The sequence below is a fragment of the Pseudomonas sp. Q1-7 genome, assembly GCF_028010285.1.
In the GTDB taxonomy this organism is placed as follows: domain Bacteria; phylum Pseudomonadota; class Gammaproteobacteria; order Pseudomonadales; family Pseudomonadaceae; genus Metapseudomonas.
The window spans coordinates 3,917,889-3,933,074 of the sequence record NZ_CP116304.1; the positions used below are offsets into that span (position 1 = coordinate 3,917,889).

General features: G+C 62.0%; 19 protein-coding genes. 7 read left to right on the top strand and 12 right to left on the bottom strand.

Annotation, left to right across the window (positions count from 1 at the left end):
* Window positions 1-503: 503 nt before the first annotated feature.
* Complete coding sequence (locus PJW05_RS18180) at window positions 504-1,190, top strand: AbiV family abortive infection protein (protein WP_271408367.1); 687 nt, start codon at window positions 504-506, stop codon at window positions 1,188-1,190.
* 90 nt (window positions 1,191-1,280) lie between these two features.
* Here the strand turns inward: PJW05_RS18180 and PJW05_RS18185 are convergent, their stop codons facing one another.
* Window positions 1,281-1,856 (bottom strand): hypothetical protein, encoded by a 576-nt coding sequence (locus PJW05_RS18185; protein ID WP_271408368.1) that lies wholly within the window; start codon window positions 1,854-1,856, stop codon window positions 1,281-1,283.
* A 29-nt stretch (window positions 1,857-1,885) separates the two neighbouring features.
* The gene (locus PJW05_RS18190) at window positions 1,886-2,587 is read right to left on the bottom strand and encodes a hypothetical protein (RefSeq protein ID WP_271408369.1); all 702 of its coding nucleotides are present in this window, start codon (window positions 2,585-2,587) and stop codon (window positions 1,886-1,888) included.
* A gap of 759 nt (window positions 2,588-3,346) precedes the next feature.
* On the opposite strand from PJW05_RS18190, the gene PJW05_RS18195 reads away from it, so the two are divergent.
* The gene (locus PJW05_RS18195) at window positions 3,347-3,814 is read left to right on the top strand and encodes a BRO-N domain-containing protein (RefSeq protein WP_271408370.1); all 468 of its coding nucleotides are present in this window, start codon (window positions 3,347-3,349) and stop codon (window positions 3,812-3,814) included.
* Entirely contained in the window at window positions 3,811-4,065 is a 255-nt protein-coding gene (locus PJW05_RS18200) for a hypothetical protein (RefSeq protein ID WP_271408371.1), read from the top strand. Before PJW05_RS18195 ends, PJW05_RS18200 begins: the two co-directional genes overlap by 4 nt.
* A gap of 85 nt (window positions 4,066-4,150) precedes the next feature.
* Here the strand turns inward: PJW05_RS18200 and PJW05_RS18205 are convergent, their stop codons facing one another.
* The 6 genes from PJW05_RS18205 to PJW05_RS18230 form a co-directional block, all read right to left on the bottom strand.
* Window positions 4,151-4,474 carry a helix-turn-helix domain-containing protein gene (locus PJW05_RS18205; protein WP_271408372.1) on the bottom strand — a complete coding sequence of 108 codons (324 nt, stop codon included), beginning with the start codon at window positions 4,472-4,474 and terminating at the stop codon, window positions 4,151-4,153.
* A 174-nt stretch (window positions 4,475-4,648) separates the two neighbouring features.
* Complete coding sequence (locus tag PJW05_RS18210; RefSeq protein WP_271408373.1) at window positions 4,649-5,362, bottom strand: class I SAM-dependent methyltransferase; 714 nt, start codon at window positions 5,360-5,362, stop codon at window positions 4,649-4,651.
* Between the two features lie 104 nt (window positions 5,363-5,466).
* Entirely contained in the window at window positions 5,467-5,919 is a 453-nt protein-coding gene (locus PJW05_RS18215; RefSeq protein WP_271408374.1) for a chromate resistance protein ChrB domain-containing protein, read from the bottom strand.
* 20 nt (window positions 5,920-5,939) lie between these two features.
* Complete coding sequence (locus tag PJW05_RS18220) at window positions 5,940-6,260, bottom strand: rhodanese-like domain-containing protein (RefSeq protein ID WP_271408375.1); 321 nt, start codon at window positions 6,258-6,260, stop codon at window positions 5,940-5,942.
* A gap of 10 nt (window positions 6,261-6,270) precedes the next feature.
* The gene (chrA, locus tag PJW05_RS18225; protein ID WP_271408376.1) at window positions 6,271-7,635 is read right to left on the bottom strand and encodes a chromate efflux transporter; all 1,365 of its coding nucleotides are present in this window, start codon (window positions 7,633-7,635) and stop codon (window positions 6,271-6,273) included.
* Window positions 7,628-8,572 (bottom strand): chromate resistance protein ChrB domain-containing protein, encoded by a 945-nt coding sequence (locus PJW05_RS18230; protein WP_271408377.1) that lies wholly within the window; start codon window positions 8,570-8,572, stop codon window positions 7,628-7,630. Before PJW05_RS18230 ends, chrA begins: the two co-directional genes overlap by 8 nt.
* A 357-nt stretch (window positions 8,573-8,929) precedes the next feature.
* On the opposite strand from PJW05_RS18230, the gene PJW05_RS18235 reads away from it, so the two are divergent.
* The 4 genes from PJW05_RS18235 (at window position 8,930) to osmE (ending at window position 10,662) form a co-directional block, all read left to right on the top strand.
* On the top strand, window positions 8,930-9,280 hold the full coding sequence (locus PJW05_RS18235) for a DUF3147 family protein (RefSeq protein WP_271408378.1): 351 nt from the start codon (window positions 8,930-8,932) through the stop codon (window positions 9,278-9,280).
* A gap of 82 nt (window positions 9,281-9,362) precedes the next feature.
* Window positions 9,363-9,656 carry a metal-sensing transcriptional repressor gene (locus tag PJW05_RS18240; protein ID WP_271408379.1) on the top strand — a complete coding sequence of 98 codons (294 nt, stop codon included), beginning with the start codon at window positions 9,363-9,365 and terminating at the stop codon, window positions 9,654-9,656.
* 102 nt (window positions 9,657-9,758) lie between these two features.
* Window positions 9,759-10,184, top strand: a complete 426-nt coding sequence (locus PJW05_RS18245; RefSeq protein WP_271408380.1) for a GNAT family N-acetyltransferase — start codon at window positions 9,759-9,761, stop codon at window positions 10,182-10,184.
* Window positions 10,185-10,308: 124 nt separating this feature from the next.
* On the top strand, window positions 10,309-10,662 hold the full coding sequence (gene osmE, locus PJW05_RS18250; RefSeq protein WP_271408381.1) for an osmotically-inducible lipoprotein OsmE: 354 nt from the start codon (window positions 10,309-10,311) through the stop codon (window positions 10,660-10,662).
* A gap of 176 nt (window positions 10,663-10,838) precedes the next feature.
* On the opposite strand, the gene PJW05_RS18255 is transcribed toward osmE, so the two are convergent.
* The 4 genes from PJW05_RS18255 to PJW05_RS18270 form a co-directional block, all read right to left on the bottom strand.
* Complete coding sequence (locus PJW05_RS18255; protein ID WP_271408382.1) at window positions 10,839-11,219, bottom strand: cupin domain-containing protein; 381 nt, start codon at window positions 11,217-11,219, stop codon at window positions 10,839-10,841.
* Between the two features lie 72 nt (window positions 11,220-11,291).
* Entirely contained in the window at window positions 11,292-12,104 is an 813-nt protein-coding gene (locus PJW05_RS18260; protein WP_271408383.1) for an AraC family transcriptional regulator, read from the bottom strand.
* Between the two features lie 163 nt (window positions 12,105-12,267).
* Window positions 12,268-12,954, bottom strand: a complete 687-nt coding sequence (gene cmk / locus PJW05_RS18265; protein WP_271408384.1) for a (d)CMP kinase — start codon at window positions 12,952-12,954, stop codon at window positions 12,268-12,270.
* A complete protein-coding gene (locus tag PJW05_RS18270) occupies window positions 12,951-15,182 on the bottom strand; it encodes a bifunctional prephenate dehydrogenase/3-phosphoshikimate 1-carboxyvinyltransferase (RefSeq protein ID WP_442969258.1) in 2,232 nt (743 codons plus the stop codon). Before PJW05_RS18270 ends, cmk begins: the two co-directional genes overlap by 4 nt.
* Between the last annotated feature and the right edge of the window lie 4 nt (window positions 15,183-15,186).

A 15,186-nucleotide genomic window follows, 5' to 3' on the forward strand; every position in this document is an offset into this window, starting at 1 on the left:
CCCCTCGTGGGACGTCATTTGAAAACAGCATCCCCGTGCGAGCGGCAAGGTGCATGAAAAGGCAGGGCCAACGGCATTTCGCAGGCTGGTGCTGAGCCTGCGAAGCCCAGTGATGCGCAGCGTGTCGAGCATCGCTACGCTCGACCCCGTGTGGCCCGCGCCAGCCTACGGAGTCGCTCGGATGCAATCCGGGGAAAATCCCACCACCGCTCCCGGATTTCATCCGGGCTACCAACCTGTTCACCGCCTCGTAGGATGGGTGGAGCCTGCGATACCCATCGTTTGGCGGCATGGGTAATCGGCGAGATGGTATCTACGAACGAGCACGCGCCATTGGAGCGGACGGCGTAAAGCGGCTAGAGGTGAACATCTCCGAATGGAATCGCTGAATCCATTAGCGGCCATAGACACACTGCCGACCACTTCGTAACCTCGGAACAGGTCTTGTAGCTACGCCCCTTTGTCCATATCACGCCTACTTATGGCTAGGCCCGCGGAAACCCATGGCTCGACTCCCCCAATACCGCAACCAGTTAACACTGGTGCAAATCGCTGAGGGCATGACACGTGCCCTCAACAACGCAAAGCGACTTGCAGAAGACGCCGAAAAGCTCTTGAAAGCCGGAAGCGTGCCGTCGGCAGTGGCTCTCGCAGTATTGAGCATCGAAGAGTCAGGGAAAGTCCCCATCCTCCGTCAGATGGCCACGGCCGTCGGGGAGAAAGAGTGGGCCGAACTATGGAAAGCCTATCGAAGCCACACGAAGAAGAACACGCTCTGGATCTTTGGCGAACTAGTTCAGAGTGGCGCCAGAACGCTAGACGAGCTTTGTCCAGTCGCTGATCCAGATTCAGATCACCCTGGCATCTTGGATCAGCTGAAGCAGCTGTCCATCTACACAGACTGCTTCAAAGATGCCAAGTGGTCTTCGCCAGCCGAAATAGATCTCAATGACTCTGCACATTATTTGGTCAAGATGGCACAGATTTTCGGAAGACCGAAGATTGTTGCGGCCGAAGAGATCCAACTTTGGCAAAAGCACTTGCTTCCGGTAAAAGGCGATCCCATGGAAACGCAAAAGGCGGCTGTCGCCGCATGGTTTCACGAAATGAAGCTACTTGGCCTATCCGAAGCCTCGCCAGAGGAAGTTGAAGCCTTTCTTGGCGGCTACGGTGCGAGCACGCAGGTCTAGCCATTAAGCTCGACTTTTGTCGGTCACGACCGGCAAAGATCGGCCGAAAGCGGAATCTAACGATTAAGCTAACGACAGTTGAGCGCGGTGTTATGCCCCCACCAGTTTTCTTTGGAGGGCGCGTAGCCTTTCGTATTCTGGCTTCACAATTGCTAGCAGCTCCCTGCTTGGCCAGTTATTTACTGAGACATGATTTGAAAAGTCAGATTGTTTCCAGTCTGCGAGTACTGCTTTGTAAGCAGCTATATGGGCCAAGGCGTCAATGAATGCCTTGGGGATTTCGTCAGATTCGAGGAGGTCAATATTTTTTAGAATTAGCTTCTCGGTTTCTGAGTTGAGTGGCTCAAAGACATTGGTCATCCAGTTGCGCCAGATCTCTTTCTCTCTGTCAGTAACTTTTGCGTCATTCCCAAAGTAGCTGCTGCCGCCATGTGCTGGCTGATGCTTCTTCCAAAATGCTTCCCATGTTCTGTGACTGGCCATAAGTCGGGCGTAAAGTGGGCCGTAAAGCTCTTTAAGCTGTTTGTTGACACGGTCTAGCTTGTTAGCCTTTTTGTCGAAGTGCAATTTGTGGAAATAGGTAATCACCCAACCAATTGCGGCAACCATTACAGCCGACACAACAGGAACGATTTTTATAAGTTCTTCGCGCGTCAAGTCGAGCACTAGTGGCCTCCTTGTGCATAACGATTGAGCTAGGTCTTGATCTCGTCTACGGAGACAACTATGTAGGCAGGTTTTGTCTTTATCTCCTCAATCGTAAGTTTGTACGTTTTATTGTTATGGGTGAAGGCGATTGCAGCCCCCTCAATCGCCTCATAGTTCGGCATAATATAGGAAGATGTTTTTATTTCCATGTTTGCTTTTATTATAGGTTTGCAAGGTGACAAACAGGCACCCCCTATTCCGCCTACTTTTACTGCAAGGCCCAAGGACTCCTCAACCCATGTGCCTGCAGGGGCAATCGGACTTCTCTTGGGTAATTCGATATTAGGGAGAGCACTGCTGCTTGCAGGTTGACTTTTTGAGTCGTGATTATACAAGGGGAGTCCTCGTATAATTTCTTTATATTCATCTTTAGTGAAAGTTCCGTTTGTGTACTCCACGCAAAGCCTATAATGAACCGTCTCAATGGTTTGAAGCTGTGGATCGATATCCCTTATTTTTTCGTACTTTCTTTCAATTCCAATGTTTGAATTTAGTGCTATTTTTTGGATCTCATTTAGCTTTAGGCTGAAATCGACATCTCCCTTTTTAAATGTTTCTACTATGTCCGCGGGTGGTGTGGGGCATCTTATTTCGTTACTTGTTCCTCTAGCAACATAATCGACTCTGTCATTCTGCATGTTGCTGCAGCCGGCAAGAGAAAAAGCAAGGAACACTGCTAGTTTTTTCATGTATCAATTATTCGCTATGATTTTTCTTTAAGTAGCAATCAGGACTCACGCTCTGTTTCGCCAATGCTTTAGGTGCACGCACCTACCTGATCGCATCAAGAGTCATAGATTTTTGCGCATTATTCTGACGACCAGCGGGGCGAAATAGTCTAATGGCAGCATCACATCCTTACATGAGCGAAAGTTCTTGATGTGTACTTTGCTCAAGGAATGCATGGCGTGAGTCCTTTCTCTCGGACGCCCAAGGCTTCTGAGCATATCCGAGCATGGTGCCAATGCGCCATTACCTTACCCTTGATTGGCCTGACTAGATAGCATCATCAGCCCGAGAATAAAGATAGTCTCCAGCCCAAACGAACGAAGAAAACGAGATCTACTTCCCCAGTCTGAAAGTCCGCTTTTGGCCGGTTTCTGCCAGTCCCCACCGGCCGCAGTGGGGTCATTAGCCGCCCTCCCCTTGCCGTCCCGCTCCTCCATCCCTATCCTGCCCCGGCCACGGTCAATCCCGTGGCCGGGTTTGACAGCCTGACGCAAAGGCGCGATTGCGCCGCACGGTGCATGCGAAAAACGGCGGACGTTTTTTGCAGGCATCTGCACGCATGCAGTTCTCTGAACTGCACTGCTCTATGGCGGATCGCGTGGGGAGACCCTCGTGGTCTGCCGGCTCCTTTGCCCGGTCTGTCAACCCTGCGCGATCTGCCACCCTTCGAATGACAGCGGATGGTGGCAGCTGATGAATTCAGCAAAGGACTATTCGCCATGCACGACGCATATCCCCCTCTCGTTTTCTTCCACCATTCCCATCGCCTGCGCGCGCTGATGATCGACAACCAGCCCTGGTTCGTCGCCCATGATTTCGCCCGGCTGCTGGGCCACCCCGACGCCCGCGCCTTGCTGGCGGCCCTGGCGCCGCACGAGCAACGGACGCTCCGCCTGGAGGACACCCGCGATTTCCATGAAGAGGTCTCGGCCATCAGCGATTTCGGCGCCTACAAGGCGCTGTTCCGGTTCGGCGAGCCAGAGCACGGCGATATCGGCCGCTGGCTCAGCGAGGTGCTGGTGCCGACGCTGCACGACTATCACCGGGTGCCGGATGCGGCGCCGTGCCGTGACGTCGTGAATGTTCAGGGCCGGCGGATCGGGGTGGTGACGTGGCAGGGCGAGGTCTGGGTGGCCTGGCGGGATTTGCCGGTGCTCATGACCGAGGGTCGGGAGGTGTCGCCATGAGTGCCCTTGATGAGCGGCGGCTGCAGGAACTGGTGCAGCGCTTGGAGGCGCGGCTGCACAGCACCCTGGTAATCGCCGAAGTGTTGCTGGATAACGCGGCCCTGCGCGATGGCGTGCCGGGGCCTTACCTCAACGACTACCGGGAAGGTGCCTTGCTGGATGCGGTGATCCATCTGTCCCGCAGCAGCCATGAGGATTTCTGCCGGTTGGTGAAGATGGCGAAGTTGCCGATTGGGCGTGAGGTGATCTGATCGGGAATGGATGGGGCGGGTTGATGGGTATCGCTTCATTTCGCTCCACCCATCCTACCGCTCTGACGGAGGCATCCCCGAACGCTCATTCGTTCGGGGATGGGTCGCCTTTCTTGGTCTTGGGCTTTGCAGCAGCACGGAGGGTAACGGTCCTGCTCAGTTGGCCTGCGTACTGCCGCTGCGGATTGCTGCCGCGAGCAGGCGTTTTGGAGGCCGGCGGGTTCTGCCCAAGCGTCGGCGTCTGAGCGGTTTTAGTCGCCACGGTCAGCCCCGCGCGTAGCCCGAATTTCCTCAGGATGGCGTCGAGGGTGCCAATGGGCGGATGCCCCTTGTCCTTATCGATCTGGTACAGGGCCTTGGTCGACAGGCCGCACATGGCCGCGAAGGTTTCCTGGTCGAAACCGGTCACCTCAAGCCGTAGCCGGCGAAATGCCGGTTAGTGCGGCGCAATCGGCAAATCGCGGCAATGTAGTTCCGATTAGATTGGGCATCACGCGACCAACCAGCATGAGGATGCCGATTAGCTGGACCTACGGCGGTGACGAGAAAGGACATGCCCGCAACCGCCATCCAAGGGCAGCCTCTAGCTCTCGCCGATGTCTGCCTGCCGCTCGCAAAACCAGCCGTGCATCAGCCCGGCCTGAAAGAACTGCACCGGGGCCTTGAATCCGGCCGTTTCGATCAGGCCGGCGACCTGCTGCGCCGGCAGGATCGCCACGTCCCTGGCGTAGGCGGCGCGGGCTCGCTCCAGCATGTCCGGCGGCACGCCGGCGGAGGACATCAGGGTCAGCCAGTGGCGTAGCAGCGCCTCGTAGGCGGGCGATTCGATGTCGGAGGCGAGGTCGGCGTTGGCCAGTATTCCGCCCGGCTCAAGGCGGCGGGCGATCTCGTGGAAGAAGGCACTGCGGGCGGGCGGTTCGAGCAGGAACTGGGACACCAGAAAGCAGGTAGCGCCGTCGTGGCCGGGCCCGTCAGGCAACGTGTCGAGGTAGCCCTCATGAAAGCGGCAGCGCGCGAGGTAGCAGCCCTGCTCCGCCCGCTGGCGACAGAGGTCGAGCATGGCCCCGGAGGGGTCGACAGCGGTGAAACGCCAGCCGGGGAAGCGCTCGGCCAGGTGGGCCAGTTCCGCTCCGGTGCCGACGCCGACGCAAAGAATCCGGGCGTTATCCGGCAGGCCGGCGAAGCAGGCGTCGAGCAGGAGGTAGAGGGCGTCGCGAATGGGCGCCATCCCCGCCCATTGCTTGTCGTAGTTGGCGGCCTGCTGGTCGAACAGGGCCTTGAGTTCTTCGTTGCGCATGGCTGCACCGTCCTTTGTGTGGTGGGGGGATGCACCGCGTCGGCCGCGGTGCTGCCTTCGAGTATCCCAGGGCTGTCAACCCCTCCACCGGCCGGGCGGCCGCCTCACATCCGGGGCGGCCAGTTGTGGGTTTCGCCTTGGCAGTGCTTGCACCAGGCGTAGAGCGCGTCGTAGATCACCAGGCCGTGAGCCAGCATCTGCAGGTCATCGGCGAAGTTGTGCGAGAGCCCCAGGGAGATGGCATAGAGGCCCGCCGATTGCGGGGTGAGGTCGAGCCGCGAGGTGTCGGCGCCGCGTACGATGGTCGCCAGTTGCCGCAAGGCGGGATCTTCCAGCGCGTATTTCTTCAGGAACGCATCGAAGCTGCAGAGTTCGCCGTCGTGGCTGAGTTCGACATCGGGTATATCGTAGGGCGCGGCGTGCTGCTCGGCGGCCACGCGCCGCACATCGGCCGCCGGCACATAGAGAAACTCCGGCTGGGGGTCGATGAAGCGCTGGATCAGCCAGGGGCAAGCGATGCGGTCGATCTTCGGGCGTTCGCGGGTAACCCATTTCATGGAGCACCTCCCGCCTGCGGCTACAGGCTTTGGGTGGGGCGGCCGGCGTCGCGCCAGCCGGAGAATCCGTCGACCAGGTAGCGCGCGTCGAGCCCCATGGCTTCGAGGGTCGCGGCGATGCCCTGGCTGATTTCGTGGCCGTGGGCGCAATAGAGCACCACCGGCCTGTCCCGTGGCACCTGGTCCTTCCAGGTGAACACCGATTCCGGATCGAACCAGCGCGCGCCGGGAATGGCCGCCGCGTCGGCGGCACGCGCCGCTTCGCGGCGCACGTCCAGCAGCGTGAAGGTGCGTCCTGCCGTTTGCCACTCCAGCAATTCACAGCTCGTGATTCGGTTCATTGCACACCTCTCAGGTACGCAGTAGATGCACCACCAGCCCGACCAGCGCGCAGGCCAGCAGCACCTGGATGACGCCCCGCTTGAAGCGGAACAGGGCGAGCGCCGCAGCCAGGGCGATCAGCGCCGACGGCCAGTCGAAACGGCCGGAGAAGCCTTGCGGCCAGAGCACGTGGTAGCCGAAGAACAGCGCCAGGTTGAGGATCACCCCCACCACCGCAGCGGTGATGCCGGTCAGCGGTGCGGTGAATTTCAGCTCGCCATGGGTGGATTCCACCAGCGGGCCACCGGCGAGAATGAACAGGAACGACGGCAGGAAGGTGAACCAGGTAACCAGGGTGGCGGCCAGGGCACCGGCGAGGAAGGCCGGGTCGGCGCCGAACATGGGGTGCACATAGCCACCGACGAAGCCGACGAAGGCGACCACCATGATCAGCGGCCCGGGCGTGGTTTCCCCCAGCGCCAGGCCATCGATCATTTGCGTCGGCGTCAGCCAGCCGTAGTGGCCCACCGCGCCCTGATAGACATAGGGCAACACCGCATAGGCGCCGCCGAAGGTCAGCAGCGCCGCCTTGGTGAAGAACCAGCCCATCTGGGTGAGCGTGCCCTGCCAGCCAAAGGCAGCCGTCAGCACGCCCATGGGCAGCAGCCAGAGCATGGCGCCGACGACCAGCAGCGCCAGCAGGCGCGACCAGCGGAAGCGCACGTGCGCGGGCGGCGGCGTGTCGTCGTCGATCAGTGCCGGCCCGTAGTGGGCGGCCGCCGCGCCGTGGCCGCCGCCGAGGGCGAACTTCTCCGGGGCGAGACGGCCGCCGAAATAACCGATCAGGGCGGCGCCGAGCACGATCAGGGGGAAGGGAACGTTGAGCGCGAAAATGGCCATGAACGAGGCGGCGGCGATGCCCCACAACCAGTTGTTCTTCAAGGCGCGCGAGCCGATGCGGTGGGCGGCCTGGACGACGATGGCGGTCACCGCGGGCTTGATGCCGTAGAACAATCCGGCCACCACCGGCACCTCGCCAAAGGCGATGTAGACCCAGGACAGCGCGATCAGGATGAACAGCGACGGCAGTACGAACAGCGCGCCGGCGATGACGCCGCCCCAGGTGCGGTGCATCAGCCAACCGATGTAGGTGGCGAGCTGCTGGGCCTCCGGCCCCGGCAGCAACATGCAGTAGTTCAGCGCGTGGAGGAAGCGCCGTTCGCTGAGCCAGCGCCGGCGTTCCACCAGCTCCTGGTGCATGATCGAAATCTGTCCGGCCGGCCCGCCGAAGCTGATGAAGCCAAGCTTCAGCCAGAACAGGAAGGCCTCGAACAGGCTCACGCGATCGATGCCGGCTTGCGGCGCCTGGGTGCTGCGCACGGTGGATTCACTCATGGTTCTTCTCTTCATTGGCAAAGGCAGCCAGCAGGCCCTCGAACACGGCGCTGGCGGCGGTCAGAAGCTGATCGTCATCGCTGATGCTTTCCCGCAGGCCCGCCAGCAGCCGCTCGATGCCCGCCGCTTCCGCCGGCTGGACACCGCCTACGTCCAGGTAGTGCACCAGGGCGGCGACTTTTCCCAGGGACGGCGAATCCAGCTCGAAGCTGGCTTGCAGGGTCTCGAACGTGACGCGGTTGCCGACGTGGCTGAAAGTGGCGCCATCGAAATCGAAGCCGAGGGCATCCGGCGGGCAGTCCTGGGGGGCGTCCAGCCAGAGGATGCGCGCGTCGTGATCGATGAAGCGGCGGATCAGCCAGGCACTGGCCAGGCGATCGACCCAGGGGCGCTTGCGGGTCGCCCAGAGACGGCCCCGGTAGTCCTGAGGGTTGAGCACCGGGATCGGCTGGTCGCGGCTGCCGGGCTCGTCGGCCGACAAGGCGCGGCTGACGGCGGTTTCCAGCGTCTGCAACGCCGCATCCACCTGCTGCCGGGCCGGACCGGGGAAGAAATCGATGCTCGCCAGTTGCGCGAAGGCCTTGCGCAGCTTGCGAATCTGCCGGGTAGAGGCCAGGGCGTTGTCGGCGGTCAATTGGCTGCGGCACGCCTCGATATCGGCGCTCAGGCTGGCGTAGTCCTCGCTACGGTCGAACAGCGGAATGAAACGCTCGCCCTGCGGGTCCTGGATGGGCAACAGGTAGGCGGTGCCGTTGATCGACAGGATGTCGCGCTCGATGGCGCCGAGCGCCTCCCGGCACTCGGCGGTGTCCGGCAGGAGATACACGCCATCGCGCAACACCGCCGCGCCGCTGGCCTTGACCGCGCGCCAGGCCCGCATGCGGGCGGTGGAGTTCGCCGTGGGCAGTCCGATGATCAGGCTGAGCCAAGTACTCATGTAGCGATCTCAACCAAAAGTGTTTGTAGCGCTACATTAGTCCTGATTTTGCAGATGGAAAAGCTCCGGTTATCGGGGTAATGCGGTTCACATCAGACGTCACTGGACTCGATCAGTCCCCTCGCCCCTTTGGGGAGAGAGGGAAACGACTGTTTCGCAGGGATTTCGACCCTCTCCCCCAGCCCCTCTCCCATCAATGGGAGAGGGGAGTGAGTCATGCGCGCGCTTAAGTGAACGGCATCGGCCCTTTCGCTCATTTCACGCACGTGCTCATGACGATTGAACCTATCCTGTAGGGGAGGATAGGATTCAGATCGAATAGGGTCGGCTCCGCCCATGCGCGATGGAGAGGTACTGATGTCCTGGATCATCACCAAATATGTCCTCACCGCCGGAATCGTGGTTCTGGTGTCCGAGCTCGCCAAACGCAGTGACAAGCTGGGCGGGCTCGTGGCGGCGCTGCCATTGGTGACCGTTCTGACGCTGATATGGCTCTATGTCGAGCAGCAGAGCCCGGAGAAGATCTCGAACCACGCCTGGTACACCTTTTGGTATGTGGTGCCGACGCTACCGATGTTCCTGGCGTTTCCGCTGTTGCTTCCCCGTCTGGGGTTCTGGCCGACGCTGATCTGCAGCATCGTCATCACGATGGTGTGCTTTGGGCTGTTCGCCCTGTTCGTGCGGCGGTTCGGCATCGAGCTGCTATGACGACAATGCGCGCGGGGCATTGCAGGCAGTATTCCGTCCCGGGGGATACTTGCTCGATCACTTGCGGACGAGGGATTCGAACTTGAGCAAGACCGAACTTACGCACGAGCACATCCACCAATCGCATGTCGCCATCGTCAAGCGGTTGAAGCGCGCCGAAGGTCACCTGCGCAGTATCGTCACGATGATCGAAGGTGGGCGGGCCTGTGTCGACATCGCCCAGCAACTCCACGCCGTGGAGAAAGCAATCTGCCAGGCCAAGCGCACGCTCATTCAGGATCACATCGACCATTGCCTTGAAGACACGGTCGGCGCACTGACCAGTGGTGAGAAAGCGCCATTGGAAGAGTTCAAGCAGATCACCAAATACCTCTGAACGTCGTGCAGGCCTGAAAGCGCCGATGGTGGCCTTTGGTGCCGTTCATTACCGACCCAATCACACTGTTCATCTCAGTGCGGCCATCTAAAGGATTAGCGAATGAATACCCGTATCGAACTGGCGGTAAACCCTGGAGAAGACGAGCGCGCGGCGATACTCAGGCCCTTGCGGGCTCATAACCTTTCCCGAGCGGGCGATCCAAACGCGGAAACCATTGCCCTCCTGGTTCACGATGAACACACCCAGGAAGTCATCGGTGGTCTTTATGGCGAAATTTTTTATCGCTGGTTGTTCATCGAGTTGTTGGCCATACCTGAACAATCGAAAGGACAAGGCATTGGCACACGCTTGATGGAGATGGCCGAAGACGTTGCCCGTGAAAAAGGCTGCGTCGGAATCTGGCTCGATACTTTTGATTTTCAAGCGCCGGCGTTCTACCAGAAACAGGGTTACACCGAATTCGGTCACCTCGACGATTTCCCGCCGGGACATAAGCGCTTCTTTTTCCAGAAGCGATTGGTCTAGTGGGGTGTCGGGCCGATGGCCGGCTCCGGCCAGGGGCCGGTCGCCGATGAAAAAGCGACTTTACTTCCAGTAATGCCCACGGAACCGGCGTCCTCCTTGGCGTATTCGCACCGGGAGACTTGCCATGAACACGCGGCAATTGACAGTGATCGTAGCGCTCGCGGCGGTTGGCGGCTGCATCGGCAACCCCTTGATCTATCGCGACCAACCACTGGTGGCAAAGGTCGAAATGGGGATGAGCAAGCGGCAGGTCCTTGCAATCGGTGGTGAACCCGCCATGACCATGGCACGCACGGCGCGCCCCGGCACGTGCTTTGAATATCTGTTCACCCACCAGGGCGAGCGCCAGCCGTACATGGTCAGCTTCGATGCCAACGACAGAGTGGATCACAAGGACTTCCGAACCTGCGCCTTCTGGGAGCAGGAGCAGGAAGACGCCAAGGTGCCGTTCTATATGGACCCCGGCTATGGCAAGTGATCGTCGCGTTGCACCTGCTCAGCCCATCCATTTCGGTGCGTGCGACGTCGCGCAGGTTTGCCCTGCCCTCGCCACCCGCTTCCGGTAGAGCGTCGTCACCGGCAGAACCGGTGACGCAAGACCACGCCCCGAGGCCTTGGCTTCCCAGGCTCGAAGCGTCCGCTCACCGTTCCAACCTATATCCAGACATCACTCGCGGCTGTGCGGTCCCCACCCTCGTCGCCGGTATTCACGACGCCACGGGGCTCTATGAGCATCAGCATCACTTCCTGCTCGGCATAGGGTTTGTGTTCGACGCCTTTCGGCACGACGAACAGTTCGCCACTGCCGAGCGTCACCTGCCGATCGCGGAAGTCGATGCGCAACTGCCCCTCCAGCACAAAGAAGGCTTCGTCCGTATCCGCGTGGGAGTGCCAGATGAAGTCGCCTTGAATGCGTACGACCTTGAACTGGTAGTCGTTCATTTCTGCGATGACTTTGGGTGACCACTGCTCGGTGACCAGCGACAGCTTTTGAAGGAGATTGATCGGTTGCTGGGGATGGTGATGGCTGGACATGGTTGGCTCCTCGTTGTGGCTTTTCACGAGCCTATCCAGTCGCAAGAAGCGCTTCTTGTACGATCCTGCAGCCTAGCGGGACTTCAGCAGCGACAGCCAGCGCGCCGGCGACAGTCCGAAGGCGTGAACGAAGTGGCGTGTCATGTGGCTCTGATCGTAGAACCCCGCGCAGACAGCCGCGTCGGCCAGGCTCGAGCCGGCCAGCAGAAGGTCACGGCAGATATCCAGGCGCCGCATCGTCACATACCGATAGGGGCTGGTGCCGAACAGCGCGCGAAAGTCTCGGGACAGGCCGCAGCGGTCGCGCCCGCTGACCTGCTCCAGCGCATCCATCGTGATGCTCGCACCGTTCATATCGAGGATGTACGTGCGGGCGCGCTCGGCGGCCTGGTAGTCCGGGGCGCGACGCCCCCGGCGGCTGTTGGCGGCGGCCTCCAGCGCGTGCGCAAGATCATGGAGGGCGTCGTCCTCTTCCAATGATTCGACCGGGTGTTCCATGGCCTGCAGGAAGGTATCGGTTGCCCGGAGGATGCGTACGTCATTGGACAGGCCACCCGCGATGAAGGGCAGCGCTTTGCCGCCCAGCGCCTGCTGGATCAGCACCGGGTCCACATAGAGCATGCGGTAACGGAAGCCTTCGTCGGTGCCGGCCATGCCGTCGTGAAGTTCATCCGGATGGAGCACCAGCGCCCCGCCGGGGAGGCTGTGCCGCATGGCTCCGCGATAACGAAAGCTCTGCACGCCGGACAGTGTGCGGCCGATGGCATAGGTGTCATGCCGATGGGGCTCGTAGCCGTGGCCGGTGAAATAGGCCTCGATTCGCTCCACCTTGCTCGGAAAATAACTGTGAAGCACCCAGTCTCGCCGGCTGGTACCTGCGCTCATTACGTCGACCTCCTTCGCGGCATCGAGCGGCATGGGCAACGATAAATCGCTTTGCCCGGGGTGTCTCGCCCGATGGTCGCGTGCGAGCCTGCGCGCTCCGCCCTCCCCCACAAACGAGAACGCCGCAGTCCGGGGACTGCGGCGTTCTCGTTTCAGCTCGGACTCAATCGTCCAGGCCGAGGGCGGCGAAGGCTTCGAGGATCTTGTCCTGCACTTCGTCGATGCTGAGGCTGGTGGAGTCGAGGATGATCGCGTCCGGAGCCGGTTTCAGCGGGGCCACGGAGCGCTGGCTGTCACGCTCGTCACGCTCCTGGATTTCCTTCAGCAGGGCGTCCTGATCGGCCTCCATTCCCTTGTCCTTGAGCTGCAGGTAGCGGCGGCGGGCACGCTCTGCGGCGCTGGCGGTAAGGAAAATCTTCAGCTGCGCCTGGGGGAAGACGACGGTGCCCATGTCGCGGCCGTCGGCCACCAGGCCGGGGGCTTCAAGGAAGGCCCGCTGGCGTTGCAGCAGGGCCTCGCGCACGGCGGGCAGCGCGGCGACCTGGGAGGCGCCGGCGCCGACCTGCTCGGAGCGGATCACGTCGGTAACGTCTTCGCCTTCCAGCACGATGCTCTGGCCACCGCCGGCCTTGGCGTTGAACTGCACGTCCAGGTGCGCCGCCAGGACCTTGAGCGCTTCCTCGTTGGTCAGGTCGACGCCGTGGTTGCGCGCGGCGAAGGCCAGCAGGCGGTACAGCGCGCCGGAATCCAGCAGGTGCCAGCCAAGGCGCTTGGCCAGGCGGCCGGCGACGGTGCCCTTGCCGGAACCGCTGGGGCCGTCGATGGCGATCACAGGCAGGTTGGCGTTCATGCCTGGCCCTCTTCCGCAACGCGGATGCCGGTCTGGGCCGCGAGGCCGAGGAAGTTCGGGAAAGACGTGGCGACGTTGGCGCAGTCATGGATGCGGATCGGCGCGCTGGCGCGCAGCGAGGCGACGCTGAAGGACATGGCGATACGGTGGTCGCCGTGGCTCCAGACTTCGCCGCCGCCCATCGGGCCGCCTTCGATGACGATGCCGTCCGGGGTCGGTTCGGCCTTCACGCCCAGGGTCTGCAGGCCGTCGGCCATGACCTGGATGCGGTCGGACTCCTTCACCCGCAGTTCTTCCGCGCCACGCAGCACGGTGCGACCTTCGGCGCAGGCGGCGGCGACGAAGAGCACGGGGAATTCGTCGATGGCCAGCGGAACCAGGTCTTCGGGAATGTCGATGCCTTTCAGCTTGGCCGCGCGCACGCGGATGTCGGCCACCGGCTCGCCGCCCACTTCACGCGGGTTCTCCAGGGTGATGTCGCCGCCCATGAGCTTGAGGATGTCGATCACGCCGGTGCGGGTGGGGTTGATGCCCACGTGTTCCAGCACCAGTTCGGAGCCTTCGGCGATGCTTGCGGCTACCAGGAAGAAGGCCGCCGAGGAAATGTCGGCCGGTACTTCGATCTTGCAGGCGCTGAGCTGGTGGCCGCTCTCGACGGTGGCGGTGTTGCCGTCCACGTTCACCGGGTAGCCGAAGCCTTGCAGCATGCGTTCGGTGTGGTCGCGGGTCGGCGCCGGCTCGGTGACGGCGGTTTCACCGGCGGCGTAGAGGCCGGCGAGCAGCAGGCAGGATTTCACCTGGGCGCTGGCCATGGGCATTTCGTAGCTCATGCCGGTCAGGCGCTGGCCGCCGCGGATGGTCAGCGGCGGACGGCCTTCGGCGCCGGTCTCGATCACCGCGCCCATCTCGCGCAGCGGCTTGGCCACGCGGTTCATCGGGCGCTTGGTGAGGGAGGCGTCGCCGGTCAGGGTGGTGTCGAACGGCTGGGCCGCCAGCAGGCCGCTGAGCAGGCGCATGGAGGTGCCGGAATTACCGAGGTACAGCGGGCCGGGCGGCGGCTTGAGGCCGTGCAGGCCGACGCCGTGGATGGTCACGCGGCCGTGGTGCGGGCCTTCGATGACGACACCCATGTCGCGGAAGGCCTGCAAGGTGGCCAGGGCGTCTTCGCCTTCGAGGAAGCCTTCGACCTCGGTGGTGCCGACGGCCAGGGAGCCGAGCATGATGGAACGGTGGGAAATGGACTTGTCGCCCGGTACGCGGATGCGACCGGCGAGTTGGCCACCGGGCTGGGCGAGGTAGATCAGGTCGTTGTTATGCATGGCGTCCACATAGGCCCTGCGGGCCAGGATTTTGCTGAAATGCTCGCGGGCGAAGCGGGCGCGGGTGAACACGCCCAGCAATTCATGCCCATCCCCTGCGTCGACCGCGCCGCGCAGGGCGTCGAGGTCGGCGCGAAATGCGTCCAGGATGCGCAGCACCGCCTCGCGGTTGGCGAGGAAGATGTCGTGCCACATCACCGGGTCGCTGCCGGCGATCCGCGTGAAGTCGCGGAAGCCGCCGGCGGCGTAGCGGAAGATTTCCAGGTTCTCGCTGCGCTTGGCCAGCGAGTCGACCAGGCCGAATGCCAGCAGGTGCGGCAGGTGGCTGGTCGCGGCGAGCACTTCGTCATGGTGCTCGACTTCCATATGTTCGACGTCTGCCCCCAGGGCACGCCAGAGCCGGTCGACGGACTGCAGCGCGGCCTGATCGGTGTTCTCCACCGGGGTGAGGATGACCTTGTGCCGACGGAACAGGCTGGCGTTGGCCGCCTCCACCCCGCTCTTCTCCGAGCCGGCGATGGGGTGGCCGGGGACGAAGCGCGGCGGCATGCCGTCGAAGGCCCGGCGCGCGGCGCGCACCACGTTGCCCTTGGCGCTGCCGACGTCGGTCAGCACGGCATTGCCCAGGTCAAGGTTGGAGAGTTCGGCAAGGAGCTTTTCCATGGCGAGGATGGGCACGGCCAGTTGAATCACGTCGGCGCCATGGCAGGCCGCGGCGAGGTCGTTCTCGCAGCGATCGACCACGCCGGTCTCGACGGCGATGCGGCAGGATTCCGGGTCCTTGTCGACGCCCAGCACTTCGGCGAACAGGCCCTTCTCGCGCAGGCCCTTGGCGAAGGAGCCGCCGATCAGTCCGAGGCCGATCACCACCAGGCGCCCGAAGATAGGGGTGCCCTGTTGCAGGGTCATGACA

Bases quoted from the DNA above. Each gene is read 5' to 3' on its own strand.
- PJW05_RS18180 (WP_271408367.1), top strand. From the start codon at position 504: ATGGCTCGACTCCCCCAATACCGCAACCAGTTAACACTGGTGCAAATC.
- PJW05_RS18190 (WP_271408369.1), bottom strand. From the start codon at position 2,587: ATGAAAAAACTAGCAGTGTTCCTTGCTTTTTCTCTTGCCGGCTGCAGC.
- PJW05_RS18195 (WP_271408370.1), top strand. From the start codon at position 3,347: ATGCACGACGCATATCCCCCTCTCGTTTTCTTCCACCATTCCCATCGC.
- PJW05_RS18200 (WP_271408371.1), top strand. From the start codon at position 3,811: ATGAGTGCCCTTGATGAGCGGCGGCTGCAGGAACTGGTGCAGCGCTTG.
- PJW05_RS18210 (WP_271408373.1), bottom strand. From the start codon at position 5,362: ATGCGCAACGAAGAACTCAAGGCCCTGTTCGACCAGCAGGCCGCCAAC.
- PJW05_RS18215 (WP_271408374.1), bottom strand. From the start codon at position 5,919: ATGAAATGGGTTACCCGCGAACGCCCGAAGATCGACCGCATCGCTTGC.
- PJW05_RS18220 (WP_271408375.1), bottom strand. From the start codon at position 6,260: ATGAACCGAATCACGAGCTGTGAATTGCTGGAGTGGCAAACGGCAGGA.
- chrA (WP_271408376.1), bottom strand. From the start codon at position 7,635: ATGAGTGAATCCACCGTGCGCAGCACCCAGGCGCCGCAAGCCGGCATC.
- PJW05_RS18230 (WP_271408377.1), bottom strand. From the start codon at position 8,572: ATGAGTACTTGGCTCAGCCTGATCATCGGACTGCCCACGGCGAACTCC.
- PJW05_RS18235 (WP_271408378.1), top strand. From the start codon at position 8,930: ATGTCCTGGATCATCACCAAATATGTCCTCACCGCCGGAATCGTGGTT.
- PJW05_RS18245 (WP_271408380.1), top strand. From the start codon at position 9,759: ATGAATACCCGTATCGAACTGGCGGTAAACCCTGGAGAAGACGAGCGC.
- osmE (WP_271408381.1), top strand. From the start codon at position 10,309: ATGAACACGCGGCAATTGACAGTGATCGTAGCGCTCGCGGCGGTTGGC.
- PJW05_RS18255 (WP_271408382.1), bottom strand. From the start codon at position 11,219: ATGTCCAGCCATCACCATCCCCAGCAACCGATCAATCTCCTTCAAAAG.
- PJW05_RS18260 (WP_271408383.1), bottom strand. From the start codon at position 12,104: ATGAGCGCAGGTACCAGCCGGCGAGACTGGGTGCTTCACAGTTATTTT.
- cmk (WP_271408384.1), bottom strand. From the start codon at position 12,954: ATGAACGCCAACCTGCCTGTGATCGCCATCGACGGCCCCAGCGGTTCC.
- PJW05_RS18270 (WP_442969258.1), bottom strand. From the start codon at position 15,182: ATGACCCTGCAACAGGGCACCCCTATCTTCGGGCGCCTGGTGGTGATC.